The 20,414-nt window shown below is 68.6% G+C and carries 17 protein-coding genes and 1 riboswitch; of the genes, 9 read left to right on the top strand and 8 right to left on the bottom strand.

What is annotated here, in order from left to right; genetic code table 11:
• Positions 1-28 precede the first annotated feature (28 nt).
• The 3 genes from glpK to AC1ROC_RS11080 form a co-directional block, all read right to left on the bottom strand.
• Complete coding sequence (gene glpK / locus AC1ROC_RS11090) at positions 29-1,549, bottom strand: glycerol kinase GlpK (protein WP_085369188.1); 1,521 nt, start codon at positions 1,547-1,549, stop codon at positions 29-31.
• 71 nt (positions 1,550-1,620) lie between these two features.
• Entirely contained in the window at positions 1,621-2,349 is a 729-nt protein-coding gene (locus AC1ROC_RS11085) for an MIP/aquaporin family protein (RefSeq protein WP_247597407.1), read from the bottom strand.
• A 179-nt stretch (positions 2,350-2,528) separates the two neighbouring features.
• The gene (locus tag AC1ROC_RS11080) at positions 2,529-4,271 is read right to left on the bottom strand and encodes a glycerol-3-phosphate dehydrogenase/oxidase (RefSeq protein WP_493000158.1); all 1,743 of its coding nucleotides are present in this window, start codon (positions 4,269-4,271) and stop codon (positions 2,529-2,531) included.
• Between the two features lie 123 nt (positions 4,272-4,394).
• Here AC1ROC_RS11080 and AC1ROC_RS11075 point away from each other — a divergent pair, with 123 nt between their 5' ends.
• From AC1ROC_RS11075 to ribH, 6 genes are all read left to right on the top strand, one after another.
• Positions 4,395-5,372 carry a sugar-binding transcriptional regulator gene (locus AC1ROC_RS11075; RefSeq protein WP_085369191.1) on the top strand — a complete coding sequence of 326 codons (978 nt, stop codon included), beginning with the start codon at positions 4,395-4,397 and terminating at the stop codon, positions 5,370-5,372.
• A gap of 4 nt (positions 5,373-5,376) precedes the next feature.
• A complete protein-coding gene (locus AC1ROC_RS11070; protein WP_085369192.1) occupies positions 5,377-6,228 on the top strand; it encodes an SDR family oxidoreductase in 852 nt (283 codons plus the stop codon).
• A 52-nt stretch (positions 6,229-6,280) separates the two neighbouring features.
• Positions 6,281-6,441: riboswitch (FMN riboswitch) on the top strand.
• Positions 6,442-6,531: 90 nt separating this feature from the next.
• Positions 6,532-7,554: a bifunctional diaminohydroxyphosphoribosylaminopyrimidine deaminase/5-amino-6-(5-phosphoribosylamino)uracil reductase RibD gene (gene ribD / locus AC1ROC_RS11065; protein ID WP_493000155.1), complete on the top strand. Its 1,023-nt coding sequence runs from the start codon at positions 6,532-6,534 to the stop codon at positions 7,552-7,554.
• Between the two features lie 2 nt (positions 7,555-7,556).
• Positions 7,557-8,198, top strand: a complete 642-nt coding sequence (locus AC1ROC_RS11060; RefSeq protein WP_085369194.1) for a riboflavin synthase — start codon at positions 7,557-7,559, stop codon at positions 8,196-8,198.
• A complete protein-coding gene (gene ribA / locus AC1ROC_RS11055; RefSeq protein WP_434951923.1) occupies positions 8,195-9,463 on the top strand; it encodes a GTP cyclohydrolase II in 1,269 nt (422 codons plus the stop codon). Before AC1ROC_RS11060 ends, ribA begins: the two co-directional genes overlap by 4 nt.
• Positions 9,460-9,936 (top strand): 6,7-dimethyl-8-ribityllumazine synthase, encoded by a 477-nt coding sequence (gene ribH / locus AC1ROC_RS11050; RefSeq protein WP_168688830.1) that lies wholly within the window; start codon positions 9,460-9,462, stop codon positions 9,934-9,936. The genes ribA and ribH overlap by 4 nt, the downstream gene beginning before the upstream one ends.
• Positions 9,937-10,047: 111 nt before the next feature.
• Here ribH and AC1ROC_RS11045 read toward each other — a convergent pair whose 3' ends face one another.
• Positions 10,048-10,542 carry a DUF2269 family protein gene (locus AC1ROC_RS11045; protein ID WP_085369198.1) on the bottom strand — a complete coding sequence of 165 codons (495 nt, stop codon included), beginning with the start codon at positions 10,540-10,542 and terminating at the stop codon, positions 10,048-10,050.
• A gap of 187 nt (positions 10,543-10,729) precedes the next feature.
• Between AC1ROC_RS11045 and AC1ROC_RS11040 the strand changes: the two genes are divergently transcribed.
• Positions 10,730-12,127, top strand: coding sequence for an MFS transporter (locus AC1ROC_RS11040; RefSeq protein ID WP_168688829.1), 1,398 nt, complete (start codon positions 10,730-10,732; stop codon positions 12,125-12,127).
• A 14-nt stretch (positions 12,128-12,141) separates the two neighbouring features.
• Here AC1ROC_RS11040 and AC1ROC_RS11035 read toward each other — a convergent pair whose 3' ends face one another.
• From AC1ROC_RS11035 to AC1ROC_RS11025, 3 genes are read right to left on the bottom strand one after another with little or no spacing between them, the layout of a single operon-like run.
• Positions 12,142-12,951 carry an ABC transporter permease gene (locus AC1ROC_RS11035; protein WP_247597406.1) on the bottom strand — a complete coding sequence of 270 codons (810 nt, stop codon included), beginning with the start codon at positions 12,949-12,951 and terminating at the stop codon, positions 12,142-12,144.
• A 32-nt stretch (positions 12,952-12,983) separates the two neighbouring features.
• Positions 12,984-13,829, bottom strand: coding sequence for an ABC transporter permease (locus AC1ROC_RS11030; protein ID WP_085369201.1), 846 nt, complete (start codon positions 13,827-13,829; stop codon positions 12,984-12,986).
• A complete protein-coding gene (locus tag AC1ROC_RS11025) occupies positions 13,826-14,752 on the bottom strand; it encodes an ABC transporter ATP-binding protein (protein WP_168688824.1) in 927 nt (308 codons plus the stop codon). Before AC1ROC_RS11025 ends, AC1ROC_RS11030 begins: the two co-directional genes overlap by 4 nt.
• 134 nt (positions 14,753-14,886) lie before the next feature.
• Between AC1ROC_RS11025 and AC1ROC_RS11020 the strand changes: the two genes are divergently transcribed.
• Complete coding sequence (locus AC1ROC_RS11020; protein WP_493000150.1) at positions 14,887-16,884, top strand: ABC transporter ATP-binding protein; 1,998 nt, start codon at positions 14,887-14,889, stop codon at positions 16,882-16,884.
• A gap of 126 nt (positions 16,885-17,010) precedes the next feature.
• Here AC1ROC_RS11020 and AC1ROC_RS11015 read toward each other — a convergent pair whose 3' ends face one another.
• On the bottom strand, positions 17,011-18,846 hold the full coding sequence (locus AC1ROC_RS11015) for a phosphoenolpyruvate carboxykinase (GTP) (protein WP_493000148.1): 1,836 nt from the start codon (positions 18,844-18,846) through the stop codon (positions 17,011-17,013).
• A gap of 115 nt (positions 18,847-18,961) precedes the next feature.
• Between AC1ROC_RS11015 and AC1ROC_RS11010 the strand changes: the two genes are divergently transcribed.
• Positions 18,962-20,404: a helix-turn-helix domain-containing protein gene (locus tag AC1ROC_RS11010; RefSeq protein ID WP_493000146.1), complete on the top strand. Its 1,443-nt coding sequence runs from the start codon at positions 18,962-18,964 to the stop codon at positions 20,402-20,404.
• Positions 20,405-20,414 lie beyond the last annotated feature (10 nt).

The following is a 20,414-nucleotide window of genomic DNA, read 5'->3' as shown; positions in this document are numbered from 1 at the left end:
CGGGCGGCGTTCGTCGTGGTGGTGCTGACTAGGCGTTCTGCACGTCTTCGTCGACCCAGTCGAAGGTCTTCGTGACGGCCTTCTTCCAGAGGCGGAGCTGACGGTCGCGCTCGTCCGCATCCATCTTCGGCTCCCAGCGGCTGTCCTCCTGCCAGTTCTTGCGCAGGTCGTCCAGGTTCTCCCAGAAGCCCGTCGCGAGACCGGCGGCGTACGCGGCACCCAGCGCGGTCGTCTCCGCGACGACCGGGCGGATGACGGGGACGCCGAGGATGTCGGCCTGGAACTGCATCAGGGTGTTGTTGGCGATCATGCCGCCGTCCACCTTGAGCTCGGTGAGGTCGACGCCGGAGTCCGCGTTGACGGCATCCAGCACCTCGCGGGTCTGGAAGGCCGTGGCCTCCAGGGCGGCGCGGGCGATGTGTCCCTTGTTGACGTACCGGGTGAGGCCGACGAGCGCACCGCGCGCATCCGACCGCCAGTACGGCGCGAACAGACCGGAGAACGCCGGAACGAAGTACGCTCCGCCGTTGTCCTCGACCGTCTTCGCCAGCTCCTCGATCTCCGGAGCGCTCGAGATGATGCCCAGGTTGTCACGGAGCCACTGCACCAGCGAACCGGTGACGGCGATGGAACCCTCGAGGGCGTAGTGCGGCTTCGCGTCGCCGAGCTTGTAGCCCAGCGTCGTCAGCAGACCGTTCTTCGAGTGGACGATCTCCTCACCCGTGTTGAAGATGAGGAAGTTGCCGGTGCCGTAGGTGTTCTTGGACTCGCCGGTGTCGAACGCGGCCTGACCGAACGTGGCCGCCTGCTGGTCGCCGAGGATGCCGGCGACCGGCACCTCGCGGAGCAGGCTGGACGGCTCGACCTGGCCGTAGACCTCGGAGGAGCTCTTGATCTCCGGGAGCATCGACTTCGGGACGCCGAACACCTCGAGGATGTCGTCGCGCCAGCTGAGCGTCTCCAGGTCCATGAACAGGGTGCGGGAGGCGTTCGTCACGTCGGTGGCGTGCACACCGCCGTCCGGGCCGCCGGTCAGGTTCCAGAGCACCCACGAGTCCGTGGTGCCGAAGAGCAGGTCCCCGGCCTCCGCGCGCTCGCGTGCGCCTTCGACGTTCTCCAGGATCCAGACGATCTTGGTGCCGGAGAAGTAGGTCGCCAGCGGAAGGCCGACGATCGGCTTGAAGCGCTCGACGCCGCCGTCGGCCGCCAGGCGGTCCACGATCGGCTGCGTGCGGGTGTCCTGCCAGACGATGGCGTTGTAGACGGGCTCGCCGGTGTTCTTGTCCCAGACCACCGCGGTCTCGCGCTGGTTGGTGATGCCGACAGCAGCGATGTCGTGACGGGTGAGGTCCGCCTTCGACAGAGCCTGGCCGATCACCTCGCGGGTGTTGTTCCAGATCTCGACAGGGTTGTGCTCGACCCAGCCGGCCTTCGGGAAGATCTGCTCGTGCTCCAGCTGACCGGTCGAGACGATCGACCCGGACTTGTCGAAGATGATCGCACGGGTACTGGTCGTGCCCTGATCGATGGCGACAACGTACTCGGCCATAGGTAACTCCTTTGTTTTTGGGGGGGTGGGACTGACGCGGGCCGATCCGTTTCCGGATCGGCCCGCGGGTATTACTTGAGGATGGGGAGCAGGATGATGCCGAGCCAGCCGGCGAGGAGACCGCCGATGATCGGGCCGACGACGGGAACCCAGGAGTACGACCAGTCGCTCGAGCCCTTGCCCTTGATCGGCAGGATCGCGTGCGCGATGCGCGGACCGAGGTCACGGGCAGGGTTGATGGCGTATCCGGTCGGGCCACCGAGGCTGGCGCCGATGCCGATCACCAGCAGGGCGACGGGCAGAGCACCGAGGGCGGCGAGACCGGCGGCCTGGCCGGGCTGGTGACCGAACGCGATCACCACGAACACCAGCACGAAGGTGCCGATGATCTCCGTCACGAGGTTCCACGCGTAGCTGCGGATCGCCGGGCCGGTCGAGAAGACGCCGAGCTTGTTGGCGGGCTCAGGCTCCTCGTCGAAGTGCTTCTTGTACGCCAGCCAGGTGAGGACGGCGCCGATGATGGCACCGATCAGCTGAGCCAGGATGTACAAGGCCACGACACCGAAGTTCACCGGAACCAGCGTGTGCGCGGCGGCGGAGCCGAAGGCCTTGGCGCCGTTGGCGACAAGTCCGAGCGTCACAGCGGGGTTCAGATGGGCGCCGGAGTTGTAGGAAACGATCACACCGGCGAAGACCGCGAGGCCCCAGCCGATGTTCACCATCAGGAACCCGCCGTTGAAGCCCTTGTTCTTGATGAGTGCGACGTTCGCCACGACGCCGGTACCGAGGAGGACGAGCATCGCCGTGCCCACCAACTCCGACAGGAAATCTACACCGATATTGTCCACGTTGACCTTCCAGTTGTTCAGTTGACCCGCACCCTGTTGTGCGATGTGGTGTGGTTCTCGTCAGGGTGGGCAATTGAACGCTATTAGCGCCAGCCCACCGTGACAAGAACCGTGCTATGCACGTTCGTGCATCATCGGAGCGCCGCGGCTTCGCTGCCGTCCTCCGACTCGAGGTGCACCCGGTGGGCGTCGGCGAGTTCCGCTATGAATGCATCTTCCTCCTCAGACCGCCGAATTGGCGACCATCCGAGTGCGTTCGCCACGATTTCGCCCACCTCGCGCACCAGACCGCCGCTGATTCCGCCGACGAACGCGATGCTGGTGCGGCGCAGGAAGACGTCGGAGAGGTGCGCGACGTGCTCGGTGCGCACCAGGTAGTCGATCTCTGCGCGCGAGTAGTCCGGCGCCCCGGCGAGGCGGGCGTCGTCGTCGTCGCTGCCCGCGATGGCGTCGATCACGTACGTCGCCTTGGTGCCGTAGCGGTGCAGCAGCTGGGATGCGCGCTCGGCACCCACGTCTGCGCCGTACCTGGCCACCCAGTCGCGCTCCGCCGCGGGAGTCGACGGGAAGCCGGCGCCTCCACCGATGGCGAGACCGGCGGTGGACACCCTGCGGGACGCGCCGAGCGCATCCAGGGTCTCGTTGGCCAGGTGCTCGCTCAGCGCTCGGAACGTCGTCCACTTGCCGCCCACCAGGCTGAGGACCGCGGCGGAGCCGAGGCCGTCGATGGTGCCGGGGACGATGCGGTAGTCACGCGAGACGAAACCGGGGGCGGTGTCGTCGTGGTGCGGCAGCGGGCGGACGCCGGAGAAGCTGTAGACGATCTGCGAACGGGTCACCGGGATCGTTGGGAAAACGTGCGAGACCAGCTCGATGAAGTAGTCGATCTCGTCCTCGGTGCACACGGCGCGCTCGGACATGTCCGCTTCGAGGTCGGTGGTGCCGACCATGACGCGGCCCTTGAGCGGGTAGATCAGCACGATGCGGCCGTCGTTGTTCTCGAAGAACATCTCGCGGCCCTTGCACGCCTCGAGCAGCTCCTGGTTGTCGAGGACGATGTGCGAGCCCTTCGTGCCTCCCATGAACTCCGTGCTGCGGCCGAGCGCTGCGTTGGTGAGGTCTGTCCACGGACCGGACGCGTTCACGACCACGTCGGCGACGATGCTGAACTCCTCGCCCGTCTCGCGGTCGCGGACGAGCACTCCCCCGTCGCGCGTGCCGATGGCCTCGACGTAGTTGGCCGCGCGGGCGTGCGGGCCGGCCGCGAGACCGTCGGCCAGCACATCCAGGGCCAGGCGCTCCGGGTCGTGGACGCTGGCGTCGAAGTACGTCGCGGTGTACTTGATGCCGGGGTTCAGCTCCGGCTGGGTCTCCAGCGACTTCTTCTTGCCGGAGAACTGGTGACGGGGCACGCTGCCTCCGTCGCGCGAGAACGAGTCGTAGATCGTCAGGCCGGTCTTGATGAGGAACGCGCCGCGCTCCTTCGGCTTGCCCTGCTTGTGGGTGAGGAAGCGCAGCGGGGCGGCCAGGATGCCCGAGAAGGTGGAGAAGATCGGGATTGTGGTCTGCAGCGGCTTGACGTAGTGCGGCGCGATCTTGAGCAGGCCGTTGCGCTCGGTCACCGACTCCTTGACCAGCCGGAACTCGCCGTTCTCCAGGTAGCGGACGCCGCCGTGGATCATGTGGCTCGACGCTGCGGACGCTCCGGAGACGAAGTCGTTGCGCTCGACGAGGATCACGTCGACGCCCTGCAGGGCCAGGTCGCGGAAGGTGCCGAGGCCGTTGATGCCACCGCCGATGACGAGCACCCTGGCGTTCGGGCGTTCGCGAAGTCGTTCGACCTCGGTGCGGGTTGCGTTCGACTTCGTTGCCACGGCTACTCCTGTTTTTCCTCGGGGCGGATTTCTGCCAGCTATAGTTTTCGATGCCCGGACACTTTGTTCAAGCTGGCTGCACATACGTGCAACCGCAGCTCGACGAGAGAAGACGACACCCGAATGCCCACCAACGACACCGAGAACCTGCCGGAGAAGACCCGCGACGCTCTCAAAGCAGGCCACCTCTACTACATGCAGGACCTGACGATGGAAGCCATCGCCCACGAGATGCACACCTCGCGGTCCAGCGTTTCCCGCCTGCTCAGCTACGCCCGCGCCTCCGGGCTGGTCACCATCCAGATCGCCACCCCGCACGAAGGGGCGACGCGCATCCAGCAGGACATCCACGAGCGCTACGGCATCGCCGCGCACATCGTGCCGATGCCGAGCGCCATCAGCGACGTGGACAGGCTGGAGCGCGTCGCCATCTCCGCTGCACGGATTCTCGACAGGTTCATCGACTCCAACCAGACGGTAGGGATCGCGTGGGGGTCCACGATGAGCGCCCTCAGCAGGCACCTCATCCCGAAAGACCTGCACAACCTCGAATTCGTGCAGCTGAACGGAGCGGGCAACACGTACACGACCGGCGTGCTCTACGCGTCGGAGATCCTGCGCCGCTTCGGCGACACGTTCTCCGGCACGATCCAGGAGTTCCCCGTGCCTGCCCTGTTCGACGACCCGCAGACCAAGACGGCGATGTGGCGCGAGCGCAGCACCCGGCGCATCCTGGACATCCAGGAGCGGATGGATGTGGCGATCTTCGGCCTCGGCTCGCCCTTCTCCGAGGTGCGCTCGCACGTCTACGCCGGCGGCTACCTCGACCAGGCCGACTACGCATCCCTCGACGAGTCCGGCGTGGTCGGCGACGTGGCAACCGTGTTCTTCCGCGAAGACGGCAGCCACCACGGCATCCCGCTGAACGAACGGGCGAGCGGGCCGGACATCGACCTGATCAAGCGCGTGCCGCGCCGCGTCTGCGTCGTGTCGGGGCCGTCCAAGGTGCACAGCCTCCGCGGTGCGCTCTCCGCCGAGCTCATCACCGACCTGATCGTGGACGAAGGGACTGCCCGCGCACTGGTTTCGCTGCGAGACTGAGCACATGACCGCATCCGTCCTGCTCATCACCGGCACCTCCACCGGCATCGGCCGCTCCTCCGCCATCGCGGCGGCCCGCGCCGGCCACACCGTCGTCGCCACCATGCGCGACCTCGCCAAGCGCGGACCACTGGACGCCGCCGCCGCAGAAGCAGGGGTGACGCTCGACGTGCACGCCCTGGATGTGACGGACCCCGCATCCATCGACGCCTGCTTCGCGCACATCCGGTCGCAGCACGGACGGCTGGATGCGCTGCTCAACAACGCGGGCTCCGGCCACGTCGGCACGATCGAGGACGAGTCCGTCCAGGAGGTGCGCGACGTGATGGAGGTCAACTTCTTCGGCGTCGTCGCCGTGACGAAGGCGGCCTTGCCGATGCTGCGCGAGACGGGAGGCCGGATGCTGACCGTGTCGAGCGTCGGCGGAGTGGTCGGCCAGCCGTTCAACGAGGCGTACTGCGCCGCGAAGTTCGCCGTCGAGGGGTTCATGGAGTCGCTGACCCCGGTGGCCGGAGCGCTCGGCGTGCGCGTGACCGTCATCGAGCCGGGCGCCGTCACGACCGAGTTCGTCGCGAACGTCGGAGCAGACAGCTCCGCGCCGGCCGCCGACTCCCCGTACCGTCCCCTGTTCGACGCCTACCTGGCGAGGACGGCCGCGGCGTTCGACCCGGCGAACGCGCAGACTCCGGAAGGCGTCGCCGACGTGATCGTCGCGCTGCTCGCCGACGAACATCCGGCGGCCAGGGTGCAGCCGTCCGAGGCGGCGAAGCGCTTCGCAGGCGTGAAGCTCGCCGACCTCGACGGGTCGGCCGTGCAGACGCTCACGGCGGGCTGGATCGCGCAGCAGCCCGCGTAACAGTGCGACGGGAATAGTCCGCACACCGAGGCGTTGACTAGACTCAGAACACAAACGTGCTCCGGGGTCGGTGAAAGTCCGAACCGGCGGTGATAGTCCGCGAGCGGGGCTGCGTGAGAGCGCAGCGCTGTTGAGCCGGTGAAACTCCGGCACCGACGGTAATGGGGTCAGGCAACGCCTGGCCACTCAGTCCGGATGGGAGGCAGCACGGGTGGCGGCCGCATGCGGTCGCCGGCCACGCGACCCCGGCACACGTCTCGCTACAAGAGACAGGACCGATCTGGGATGACGTGGGACGCGGCGATGAGAACCGCCATCGAACTCGCTCACAACGGGCCGGCCACGGGTGTGAACCCGCGGGTCGGCTGCGTGATCCTCGACGCAGCAGGCGCGACCATCGCCGAAGGCTGGCACCGCGGGGTCGGCACCCCGCACGCCGAAGTGGATGCGCTCTCCAAGCTCGGCGAAGGAGAAGCCGCCGGCGCGACGGCCGTCGTCACCCTCGAACCGTGCAACCACTGGGGCCACACCGGTCCGTGCTCCGAGGCCCTCATCGAGGCGGGCGTCGCACGGGTCGTCTACGCGGCCACCGACCCCGGCCACTCCTCCAGCGGAGGAGCCGCGCGGCTGCGCGAGGCCGGCGTCGAGGTGATCGGCGGTGTGCTCGCCGACGAGGTCGAGGCGTTCCTCGGCGACTGGCTCACGGCCGCGCGCCTCGGCCGTCCGTACATCACGGTCAAATGGGCGAGCAGCCTCGACGGCCGCGCGGCGGCCGACGACGGCACGAGCACCTGGATCACCGGTGCCGCTGCCCGGCAGCGCGTGCACGAGCAGCGCGAAGCGTCCGACGCCATCGTGGTCGGCACAGGCACCGTGCTCGCCGACGACCCCAGCCTCACCGCCCGCGGAGACGCCGGAGAACTCCTGCGCACCCAGCCCACCCCCGTCGTCGTCGGGATGCGCGCCGTCCCCAAGGATGCGGCGGTCTTCCGGCACCCCAACCCGGTGATCTTCGAGGGGACGCACGACGTTCACGACGTGGTCGCCGACCTGCACCAGCGCGGCTTCCGCCGCGTGTACGTCGAGGGAGGGCCGACCCTCGCGAGCGCGTTCATCGAGGCCGGACTCGTCGACGAGTACGCCATCTACCTCGCGCCCACCCTGCTCGGCGGCAGCAAGGTCGCCATCGGGGACATCGGCGTGGGGACGATCGCCGACCAGCGGCTGCTGCACATCCACTCGATCGAGCAGCTGGGGGCCGACCTGTTCATCCGGGCCGTGCCGGAACGACAGCATCCAGAGCAGTCACAGAGAGAAGGCAACTGAGCATGTTCACCGGAATCATCGAAGAGCTGGGCGAGATCGTCGCCGTCGACCTCGGCGACGACGCGGCACGGATCACCGTGCGCGGCCCCATCGCCGTCAGCGACGCGAAGCACGGCGACTCGATCTCGGTCAGCGGAGTCTGCCTCACCGTCATCGACCAGGATGCGGAGACGTTCACGGCGGACGTCATGGCGGAGACACTCGCGATGAGCACGCTGGACGGCGTTCAGCCCGGCCGCACGGTCAACCTGGAGCGCGCAGCCCAGGTGGGCGACCGCCTCGGCGGCCACATCGTGCAGGGCCACATCGACGGAACGGCGGAGGTCATCGCCATCACGGACGGCAGCGCCTGGCGCGTCGTGCGGCTCAGCCTCGACCCGGAGCACGCCCCGCTCGTCGCCCGCAAGGGCTCGATCGCCATCGACGGCGTCTCGCTCACGGTGAGCGAGGTCGGCGGGACCATCGACGACGGCTGGTTCGAGGTGTCCCTCATCCCGGAGACGCTCGCGGCCACCACCCTCGGCGAGCGCGTCGTCGGCGACCGCGTCAACATCGAGACCGACATCCTGGCCAGGCACGTCGAGCGGATGCTCGGCCTCGGCTACGGACCACTGACAGCAGAACCCGAACGGAGCGCATCATGAGCCTCGCCACCATCCCCCAGGCCTTGAGCGAACTGCGCGCCGGCCGCCCGGTCATCGTCGCGGACAACGAGAGCCGCGAGAACGAGGGCGACGTCATCCTCGCCGCGGAGCTGGCCAGCCAGGAGTGGATCGCCTGGACGGTCAAGAACTCGTCCGGCTTCATCTGCGCACCGATGACCAACGAGATCGCCGACCGGCTCGACCTGCCGGTGATGGTCGCCACCAACGAGGACTCGCGCGGCACCAACTACACGGTGAGCGTGGATGCGGCCGACCGGCTCAGCACCGGCATCAGCGCCGCGGACCGCGCCCACACGCTGCGCGTCCTCGCCGACCTCGACTCCGTGCCGGCCAGCCTGCACCGGCCGGGCCACATCCTGCCCCTGCGCGCCGTCGACGGCGGCGTGCGGGAGCGCGACGGCCACACCGAGGCTGCGGTCGACCTGCTGAAGCTCGCCGGCCTCACCCCGGTGGGAGCCATCGCCGAGATCGTCGCGGACGACGGCGAGATGATGCGCCTGCCCGGGCTGATCGAGCTGGGCGAGCGCGAGGGCGTGCTCGTCATCACCATCGAGGCGCTGATCGCCTACCTGCAGGAGTTCCACTGCGACCAGCAGCTCGAGACGGTCACCCCGATCCCCGAGACCTCTCGGGTGATCTTCGAGGTCGAGACCACGGTGCCGACCACGCACGGCTCGTTCAAAATGCGCGCATACCGCGACAGGATGACCGGCGCCGACCACGTGGCCATCGTGTCCGGCCAGCCCAGCGCATCCGGAACACTGGTGCGGGTGCACTCCGAGTGCCTCACCGGCGAGGCGTTCGGCTCGCTCAAGTGCGAGTGCGGTCCGCAGCTCGACGCTGCGCTCGACACGATCCAGCGGGAGGGCGGCGTGGTCGTCTACCTGCGCGGTCACGAGGGCAGGGGCATCGGGCTCATCAACAAGCTGCGCGCGTACAAGCTGCAGGAGGAGGGTCTCGACACCCTGGATGCGAACCTCGCCCTCGGCCTGCCGATCGACGCCCGCGACTACGGGGCGGCCACGGCCATCCTGCAGGAGCTCGGCATCCAGTCGGTGCGCCTGCTCACCAACAACCCGGAGAAGGTGCGCCAGCTCGAAGAGCACGGCATCGCCGTCGAGGAGCGCGTGCCGCTCGTCGTGGGCGTCGGCACCTTCAACGAGGGATACCTCGAAACCAAGCGTGACCGCATGGGTCACCTCTTCACCCCTGCAGAGCAGACAGCCGAAAGGACAGCACGATGAGCGGAGCGGGAGCCCCGAACGCCGAGGAGACCGTCGACGGAACCGGCCTGAACGTGGTCATCGTGGCCGGGACCTGGCACGACCAGATCACCGACGGCCTGATCGCGGGAGCCCAGCGCACGCTGGAGGCGTCTGGAGCGACGTTCTCGCTGGTGCGCGTGCCCGGCAGCTTCGAGCTGCCCGTGGCGAGCAAGGCCGCGCTGGAGTCGGGCGCGGATGCCGTGGTCGCCCTCGGTGTCATCATCCGGGGCGGCACGCCGCACTTCGAGTACGTGTCCTCCGCCGCGACGGACGGGCTCACGCGTGTCGCCATCGACACCGGCAAGCCGGTCGGTTTCGGCGTGCTGACGCTCGACGACGAGGCGCAGGGCATCGACAGGGCCGGCCTGCCCGGCTCGCGCGAGGACAAGGGCGCGGAGGCGGCGCACGCCGCGCTCAGCACGGCGCTGACCCTCCGGGCGCTGCGGGCCTGACCCTCATCCACAGGGTCGCCCCCTCCGGCAGCGAGATACCAGTAACTGCGGCGAAACGCCCGGGATGCTCGACAGATAGTGGCATCTCGCCAACGGGCGGGGCAGGTCGGCCTACGGCTTCCAGACCATGAGCACGACGACGAGCACGAGCAGCAGCGAGGCGACGCCGGAACCCGCCGCGATCGCCGGGTAGCCGCGGGAAGACAGGTCGGCGGCCTCGGCCGCCGGGGTCTGCCCGGCCGCGACGGCGGCTGGTGCACCGGATGTCGCACGAACCTCGAGCGCTTCGGCCGCGCGCTTCATGGCGGGCACGACCACGAACAGCGTCAGGCCGAGGGCGATGACGTAGGCGATGATCGACCACAGGATCCAGGGCGTCGTGACCGAGGTCTTGTACTTCGGGTCGGACATCCCCATCACGCCGAAGCCGAAGACGACCACGAGCAGCGACAGCAGCGAGAAGATGTTGGTCGACTTCGCCAGGGTGGTCACCTGTCCCGCGTTTCCGGCGCGGACGGCGCGCATGGCGGTCATCGGGAGGATGGCCATCGGGCCGACGATGAAGACGGCAGACACGACGTGCAGAACAGCGAACAGAGTATCCATGCCTCCAGCGTAGCGATCCGGTCCGTCGCCCGGTTTCTGGCCTGCCGCGGCTCCGACGTATGGTGGAGGGGCGCCACAAGCGCCGTACCCACCGATTTTCTGCTCACGAGTTCGCGAGACGCCCGACCGACGCCCGCATCCACAGCATCGTTCACTGTTCGTCACGCACCCCGGAAGTAGCACCCCCATGTCTTCGACGGCCTCCGTCACCCCACCAGCCGCACCAGCGAACACGCGCGGCCGCGTCATCCTCGCCAGCCTCATCGGCACGTCGATCGAGTTCTACGACTTCTACGTCTACGCGACCGCCGCCGTCCTGGTGTTCCCCGCCCTGTTCTTCACGAACGAAGACCCGACCACCGCGTTGCTCGCGTCGTTCGCCGTCTTCGGCGTCGCCTTCATCGCGCGCCCGGTCGGCTCCATCCTGTTCGGGCACTTCGGCGACAGGATCGGCCGCAAGGGCACCCTCGTCGGCTCGCTGCTGACGATGGGCATCGCGACCGTCCTCATCGGCTGCCTGCCCACCGCTCAGGTGCCGGGCTGGGAGTTCTGGGCGCCGTTCCTCCTCGTGATCATGCGCTTCTGCCAGGGGCTCGGCCTCGGCGGCGAGTGGAGCGGAGCCGCCCTGCTGGCGACCGAGAACGCACCGGCGGGCAAGCGCGCGATCTACGGCACCTTCCCGCAGCTCGGCGCCCCGATCGGCTTCATCATCGCCAACCTGCTGTTCCTGGTCCTCAACCTCTCGATGAGCGCGGAGGCGTTCAGCGCGTGGGGCTGGCGTGTGCCGTTCCTGCTCAGCGCCATCCTGGTGATCGTCGGCCTGTACGTGCGGCTCAAGCTCGTCGAGACCCCCGCGTTCCAGAAGGTCGTCGACACGGGCGAGGTCGCCAAGCTGCCGCTCGCCCGCGTGTTCAAGACCAGCTGGTACCAGATCATCCTCGGCACGTTCATCATGCTGGCCACCTACGTGCTGTTCTACCTGATGACCGCGTTCACCCTCACATACGGCACGACGGCCGCCACCGAGGCGTCCGCCCGCGCGGCGGCGGAGAAGGCGGGCAAGGCGTTCGATCCCGCCGCCTTCGTCCCCGGCCTCGGCTACACCCGCAACGAGTTCCTCATCATGCTCATCGTCGGTGTCGTGTTCTTCGGAATCTTCACCCTGGTGGCCGGACCGCTCGCCGAACGCTACGGCCGCCGCAAGACGCTGATCTGGGTGACGCTCGGGATCATCGTCTTCGGCCTGCTGTTCGTCCCGCTCTTCGGAGGCGGCTTCGTCGGCACGATGGCCCTGCTCATCGTCGGCTTCACCCTGATGGGCCTCACCTTCGGCCCGATGGGCGCCCAGCTGCCCGAATTGTTCCCCACGAACGTGCGCTACACCGGCTCGGCCATCGCGTACAACCTGGCCAGCGTGCTCGGCGCGGCCGTCGCACCGACCATCGCCGTCTGGCTGTGGACGATGGCGCACGGCTCGACGGTCTGGGTCGGCGTCTACCTGTCCCTCGCCGGAGTGCTGACGCTGATCGCGCTGTTCCTCAGCAAGGAGACGAAGGACGTGGACTTCACCGAGAACGTCTCGTAGCGGCGGCGCGGCGGCTAGTCCAGGAACAGCGCGCGCAGCCGCCGCGTGGTCAGGATGAGCCCGAGCACGATCATGACCACGAAGTACAGCACGTGCCAGAGCAGGCCGGCGTCGACGGCGCCGGTGGTCAGGCTGCGGACCAGTTCGACGCCGTGCCAGAGCGGGAGAGCCTGGATGATCACCTGGATCGCGGGCGGGTACACCGTGATCGGGTAGAACGTGGCCGAGAGCAGGAACATCGGCAGCATGACGAAGTTGATCCAGTCCATCTGCTGGAAGGTCTTCATGTAGCTGGTGATGCCCATCCCGAAGCTGGCGAAGCCGAACGCGATCAGCAGCACGGCGGGGAGCGCGAGGATCGCCCACCACGACAGGTTGAGCCCGAGCGCCTGCATCACCAGCATGAAGCCGAGAGCGTAGAGCGCCCCGCGCGCGAGCGCGAGCAGGATCTCGCCGAGAGCCACGTCGAGCGGGCCGAGCGAGGTGGAGAGCATCCCCTCGTAGAGCTTCGCGAAGTGCATCTTGAAGAACACGTTCCAGGTGGAGTCGTAGACCGCGCCGTTCATCGCCGCCGTCGCCAGGAGCGCCGGGGCGATGAACGCCGCGTACCCGACCTCCTGCCCGGACGACGTCGTCACCTGACCGACCATCGCCCCAAGGCCGACGCCGAGCGACAGCAGGTAGAAGATCGGCTCGAAGAACCCGGAGACGATCACGAGCCAGTTGGTGCTGCGGGTGGCGAGCCAGCCGCGCTGCATGACACTGGATGCGTTCCCCGCGTAGAGCGCGCTCAGCGGCCTGGTGTGCGCCACGGTCGCGATCAACGGCTCGTCGGCGGTGGTCTGTCTCTGCCCGCTCACTTGTTCAGCCTCCTCGCCGCGATCCGGCGGGTCCACATCCAGAACACGACGAACAGGGCGACCAGATAGAGCACGTGCGTGATCGTGAGCCAGAGCGGTTCCGCCATGCCGTAGGTGAACACCCTGGCGAGCTCCGAGGCGTGCCAGAGCGGGGACAGCCAGCCGATCCACTGCAGGAACCACGGCATCGCGGTCAGCGGGAAGAAGGTGCCGGAGAACAGGGTCATCGGCAGCAGCACGAAGCGCATCACCAGCGCGAGCTGCCCCGTGTCCTGTTCGAGCGTTGCCACGTACGTCATCACCGGGACGCCGAACGCGACCCCGGCGAGCACGGCGACCGGGATGGCGAGGAACCCGGCGGCGGACGGGACGGCGCCGAACAGCACCATGACCACGTAGTAGATGATGCTGGCGGTGAACAGGCGCGCGACCACCGAGATCACCAGCCCGTCGATGATCTGACCGGCGGCGATCGGGGCGGCGTTCATGCCGTAGAACGTCGGGTTCCACTTGAAGCCGAGCATCACCGGGTATGTGAACTCCTCGCTCGCGATCGTCACCGCGGCCGTGCAGAGGAGTGCCGGCGCGACGAACGCAAGGTAGCTGACGCCGTCGACGCCCTGCTCCCCCAGGTTCTTGCTGACCAGGCTGCCGAGCCCGACGCCCATCGCGAAGAGGTAGAGCAGCGGGTAGCCGATCGCGGTCATCAGCACCGTCTGCAGGTAGGAGCGCATCACGCGGAAGCGGTGCTCCGCGACGTACCACGCCCCGAATCTGCGCGGCTTGACGGCGGCCGCGATGGCGAGCTGCGCATCCGGCGCTGTGCCTGCTGTCGTCGTCATTCGATCAGGCTCCTGCCGGTGAGCCGGAGGAACACGTCTTCGAGGCTGGACCTCCGCACCAGGCTGGTGATCGGGTGCAGGCCGCGCTCGGTGATGCGCACCAGCTCCGCCTCGCCGTCGTCGCTGTAGACCAGGATGCGGTCGGGCAGCACCTCGATGCGCTCCCCGATGCCGTCGAGCCGCTCGGCCACCTCGCTGTTGCGATCGGACCCGAATCGCACCTCCAGCACCTCGCGCGAGGAGTACTCGCGGATGAGCGACGCCGGAGAGCCCTCCGCCATGATGCTGCCCTTGTCCACGACCACCAGCCGGTCGCAGAGCTGTTCGGCCTCATCCATGTAGTGCGTGGTGAGCACGAGCGTCGTTCCCTGCTCCTTGAGCCGGAACAGGCGGTCCCAGAGGATGTGCCGCGCCTGCGGGTCGAGGCCGGTGGTCGGCTCGTCCAGCAACAGGATGCGCGGGTCGTTGATGAGCGCGCGTGCGATGGTGAGGCGCCGCTTCATGCCGCCGGAGAGGTCGTCGACTTTGGCCTTCGCCTTGTCCTCCAGCTGCGCGAACGCCAGCAGTTCGTCCGCCCGCTTCCGCACGCGGGTGCCCGGCAGACCGAAGTACCTGCCGTAGACGATGAGGTTGTCGCGCACCCGGAGCTCGGTGTCGAGGTTGTCCGCCTGCGGGACGACCCCCAGCTGCGACCGGATCTCCGGCCCGTGGCTGTTCGGGTCGAGGCCCAGGATGCTCAGCTCACCGCCCGTGCGCGTTGAGACCGCCCCGACCATCCGCATCGTGGTCGACTTGCCAGCGCCGTTCGGGCCGAGCAGCCCGAACGACTCCCCGGGCGCGACCTCGAAGCTGATGCCGTTGACGGCGGCGAACTCCTTGTACTTCTTGACGAGGTTGTTCGCGGTGATGACAGGCGTTGGCATAGTTCATCACGATAGACCGATCCCCGGACATCTGAGCAAACAAGCAGTCGGCAGGAAGTACGGTCGAAGTAGCACTCGGTTCCCGGCGCACCCCGAACCTCCCCACGAATCCCGAAAAGACGAACGAGACAGTCATGACCACCGAACAGACCAGCCAACCGCGGCGACGCCTCGGCCGACCAGGCAAGGGCGACGACGAAGGCCCCCGCGCGAAGTTCAGCCAGCTCCTCCCATACCTGTTCGAGCACAAGGCCGTGCTGAGCGTCGTCATCGTGCTCAGCGTGCTCGGCGCTGCGGCAAGCCTCGCCCAGCCGCTGCTGGTCAGCCAGGTGATCGACATCGTCGGCAAGCAGCAGCCGCTCGGCGGCCTGGTCTGGCTGCTCGTGATCCTCGTGGTGGTCTCCGCCCTGATCTCCGGCTACCAGCACTACCTGCTGCAGCGCACGGGTGAGGGCGTCGTGCTCTCCTCCCGCCGCAGGCTGGTGGCCCGAATGCTCAACCTCCCGATCAGCGAGTTCGACACCCGCCGCACGGGCGATCTGGTGTCGCGGGTCGGCTCGGACACCACGCTGCTGCGCGCCGTGCTCACGCAGGGCCTGGTGGAGGCCATCGGCGGCGCCCTCACCTTCATCGGCGCTCTGATCGCGATGCTCATCATCGACCCGGTGCTGCTCGGGCTGACCGTGCTCGTCATCGCCGTGTCGATCGTGGTCGTCACGCTGCTCTCCGGGCGCATCCGGGTGGCCAGCCAGCGGGCTCAGGCGAAGGTCGGGGATCTCGCCGCCTCCGTCGAGCGGGCGATCAGCTCGGTGCGCACCATCCGTGCCGCCAACGCGACGGACCGCGAGATCGCGGCGATCGACGCCGACGCGACCGGCGCCTGGAAGATGGGGATCCAGGTCGCGAAGATCTCGGCACTCGTCGTCCCCGTCGCCGGCATCGCGATGCAGGTGTCGTTCCTGGTCGTGCTCGGCGTCGGCGGTTTCCGCGTGGCCAGCGGCGCCATCACGGTGGCGAACCTGGTGGCGTTCATCCTGTTCCTGTTCATGATGATCCTGCCGCTCGGCCAGGCGTTCGGGGCCGTCACGGCCGTGAACTCCGCGCTCGGTGCGCTCGGTCGCATCCAGGAGATCATCGACCTGCCTGCCGAGGACCAGCACGACAGGGACATCGCCCCGCTCGCCCTCAGCATCGGCGCCGCCAACGAAGGGCTCGCACCGGATGCGCCCGCGATCGAGTTCGCGGACGTGCACTTCTCCTACCCGGACTCCTCGGTGAAGGCGGAGCCGACGCCGGACGGAACGCCGCAGGAAGCAACCGCGGCCGACGACGCCGCCAGCATGGAGCGGCTCGCGTTCGAGGCGATGGGCGGCACGGACATCGTCGCCGAGGCCGAGGTCGCCGCCGGGCGAGGAGACGGGGAAACGGACGGGGCAGGAAAGCACCGACTCTCCGGTGTGCTGCACGGCGTGAGCTTCTCCGCCCCGCGCGGCAAGCGCACCGCGCTCGTCGGGCCGTCCGGCGCAGGCAAGTCGACCATCCTGGCGCTGATCGAGCGTTTCTACGACCCGACCGCCGGCGAGGTGCGCTTCGGCGGCCTCGACGTGCGCACCCTCGACCGCGCAGCACTGCGCGGCCAGATCGGCTACGTCGAGCAGGACGCCCCCGTGCTGGCCGGCTCGCTGCGCGACAACCTCAAGCTCGCGGCTCCGGATGCGACGGACGAGGAGTGCATCCAGGTGCTGCACGCCGTCAACCTCACCGAGGTGCTCGAACGCGACGACAAGGGCCTGGATGCTCCGGTCGGCGAAGACGGCATCATGCTGTCCGGAGGCGAGCGCCAGCGTCTCGCCATCGGCCGCGCGCTGCTCGCCGCCCCTCCCGTGCTGCTGCTCGACGAGTCGACGTCGAGCCTCGACGGACGCAACGAGCAGCTGATGCGCGAGGCGATCGACGCCGTGGCCGAGGACCGGACCCTCATCGTCATCGCGCACAGGCTCTCGACGGTCGTCGACTCCGACCAGATCGTCGTGCTCGACCACGGCCGCGTGCTCAATACCGGAACCCACTCCGAGCTGGTCGCCTCCACCCCCCTCTACCGCGACCTCGCCAAGCACCAGCTGCTCGTCTAGCACGAAGATCGAGTCCGAACCTCTTCACGAGACACGCCGGGGAGCGGAGCGAAGAGGTTCGGACTCGATTGTGTACCCGCGGTCAGGCGCGGGGGTCGGGGCGGCGCGGACGCGGCGCGGCTGCGGCTAGGCGCGCAGGTGGTAGCGCAGCGACGCGAGCTCGGCGCGCAGCGCGGCGGGCACCCGGTCGCCGAACCGGGAGAAGAACTCCTCGGTGAGGTCGCACTCGGCCAGCCAGGAGTCCCTGTCCACGTCGAACAGCGCATCCACGTCGGCGTCCGGCAGGTCGAGCCCATCGAGGTCGAGCTCGGCGAGGAGCGGCAGGCGGCCGATCGGAGCATCCACTGCCCCTGCGCTGCCCTCCACGCGACGCACGATCCACTCGATCACGCGGGCGTTCTCGCTGAATCCCGGCCAGAGGAACCGGCCGCCCTCCCCCTTGCGGAACCAGTTGACCTGGAAGATCGCCGGGGCGTTCGAGCCGAGCTTCTCCCCCATCCGGAGCCAGTGGCCCCAGTAGTCGGCCATGTTGTATCCGCAGAACGGCAGCATCGCGAACGGGTCGCGGCGCAGCTCTCCGACGGTGCCCTCCGCGGCGGCCGTCTGCTCGGACGAGATGGTCGCACCGAGGAAGACGCCGTGGTTCCAGTCACGGGACTGCGCGACGAGCGGCACGTTGGTGGCCCGGCGCCCGCCGAACAGGATCGCGTCGATCGGCACCCCGTCGAACGCGTCCCAGTCGTCGGAGATCGCCGGGCACTGTGCGGCCGACACCGTGAACCGGGAGTTGGGATGCGCGGCGGGACGGCCGCTCGCCGGCGTCCAGTCCTCCCCGCGCCAGTCGATGAGGTGCGCAGGCGGCTCCTCGGTGAGGCCCTCCCACCACACGTCGCCGTCGTCGCGCAGCGCGACGTTCGTGAAGATCGTGTTGCCCCACAGTGTGTCGACCGCTGTGGCGTTGGTGGCCGGCCCCGTGCCGGGAGCGACACCGAAGAAGCCCGCCTCCGGGTTGATCGCGCGCAGCCGGCCGTCCGGCCCCTGACGCAGCCAGGCGATGTCGTCTCCGACCGTCTCCACCGTCCAGCCCGGGATGCTCGGACGGAGCATCGCGAGGTTCGTCTTGCCGCACGCGGACGGGAACGCCGCGGCGATGTGGAACGCGCGCCCCTCCGGCGACGTCACCTTGACGATCAGCATGTGCTCGGCCAGCCAGCCCTCGTCCCGCGCCATCACCGATGCGATGCGCAGGGCGAAGCACTTCTTGGCGAGGATCGCGTTCCCGCCGTAGCCGGAACCGTACGACCAGATCTCCCTGGTCTCCGGGAACTGCACGATGTACTTGGTCTCGTTGCACGGCCAGGCGACGTCGTCGTGGCGCGTGCCGCCCGCATCCACCAGGGGTGCGCCGACGCTGTGCACGGTCGCGACCCACGGCTGCCCTGCCTCGATGAGGGTGAGGACCGTCGAGGTGACGCGGGTCATCATCCCGAGGCTGACGGCGACGTACGCGGAGTCGGTGAGCTGCACGCCGACCTGCGAGATCGGGCCGCCGACCGGGCCCATCGAGAACGGGACGACGTACATGGTGCGACCGCGCATGCTGCCGGTGAAGACCTCGCGCAGCTCTGCGCGCATCCCTTCCGGTTCGCGCCAGTTGTTGGTGGGGCCTGCATCGGTCTCGTCGACGGAGCAGATGAAGGTGCGGTCCTCGACCCTGGCCACGTCGCCGGGGTCCGTGCGGGCGAGGAAGCTGTTCGGCCGCCACTCCGGGTTCAGGCGGATGAGCTTGCCTTCCGCGACGAGCTGCTTGGTGAGCCTGTCTGCTTCGGCGAGCGATCCGTCGCACCAGACGACATCGTCCGGCTGCGTGATGGCGGCGATGTCGGCGACCCAGGCGCGCAGGGCGTCCAGGCCGTCCGGCTGGTCATCGAGGTCGGAGAGCGGGAGCTCGGCGAGTGTCATTCCGGAGTCCTCTCGGGTTGAAAGTTTGGCTGTGAACCAAGCATCCGTGAGTTTTCCGGCTTAATCTGCGTCGAAAGCCTGGAAAGAATCGCGATTCTTTCGCTATCGTGAAGGCATGGAGCAGTCCACCGCCGACGTTGCGACGCTCGGCCACCGCATCCGGCACTTCCGCACCCAGCGCGGCCTCACCCTCGACGAGCTGAGCGCGGCCACCGGGGTCGCGGCGAGCCAGCTGTCGCTCATCGAGAACGGCAAGCGCGAGCCGCGCGTCACGCTGCTCACCACCCTGGCGTCAGCGCTCGGGGTCCAGCTCGCCGATCTGCTGTCCGCCGAGCCACCGGATGCGCGGGCCGCCCTCGAGATCGAGCTCGCCAGGGCGCAGCGAGGCCCGCTCTACAACTCGCTCGGGCTCCCGTCCGTCAAGCCGACCAAGGGCACGCCGACGGAGACGCTGGAAGCGCTCGTCGGGATGCACAGGGAGCTCAGCAGGCGCGCATCGGAGGCCATCGCCACCCCGGAGGAGGCACGCAGGGCCAACACCGAGCTGCGCGAGCGGATGCGAGCGCAGAACAACTACATCGCGGAGATCGAGGAGCTGGCCGAGGAGCGCGTGCGCGCATCCGGGCACACCCACGGCGCGCTCACCCACCGCGAGGTCAGCATCATGGCCGAGCAGCTCGGCTTCGACCTGATCTACGTCAACGACCTGCCGCACTCCGCCCGCTCGATCACCGACCTCGCCAACGGGCGCATCTACCTGCCGCCCGCGAGCATCCCGGGCGGTCACGGCCTGCGGTCGATGGCGCTGCAGGCGATGGCGCACCGGCTGCTCGGCCACGAGCGCCCGCAGAGCTACGCGGACTTCCTGCGGCAGCGGCTCGAGATCAACTACTTCGCGGCGTCGTGCCTGATGCCCAGGGAGGCGGCCGTCGGCTTCCTGAAGCAGGCCAAGGACGACAAGGACATCGCGGTCGAGGACTTCCGGGATGCGTTCGGCGTCACCCACGAGGCCGCGGCGCTCCGGCTCACCAACCTGGCGACCACGCACCTCGACATGACGCTGCACTTCCTGCGCGTCGGCGACGACGGGGCGCTCTACAAGGGCTACGAGAACGACGGCCTTCCGCTGCCGACGGATGTGACCGGATCCATCGAGGGCCAGATCGTCTGCCGCAAGTGGGGAGCGCGGTCGGCGTTCACGCACACCAACCGAACCACGGAGATGTACCAGTACACCGACACTCCGGCCGGCACGTACTGGTGCGCCACCCAGACCGGCACGACCTCGGCCGGCGGGTTCTCGATCAGCGTCGGCGTGCCGTTCGACCAGGCCAAGTGGTTCCGCGGGAGGGAGACGACGGCGCGGGCGGAGTCGCACTGCCCGGACGAGTCGTGCTGCAAGCGCCCGCCTGCCGGGCTCGCGAGCCGCTGGGCCGGCCAGGCGTGGCCGAGCGCGCGCCTGCACGCGCACATCCTCTCTCCGTTGCCCTCCGGCTCGTTCCCCGGCGTCGACGACTCCGACGTCTACACCTTCCTTGAGGCCCACTCCGCCTCCTGACCGCTTCCCC

This window comes from Leifsonia sp. GW821-FHT13C05, from assembly GCF_058806515.1.
The sequence above is the reverse complement of the archived record's forward strand: the minus strand, read 5'-3'. Positions and strand labels throughout refer to the sequence as shown.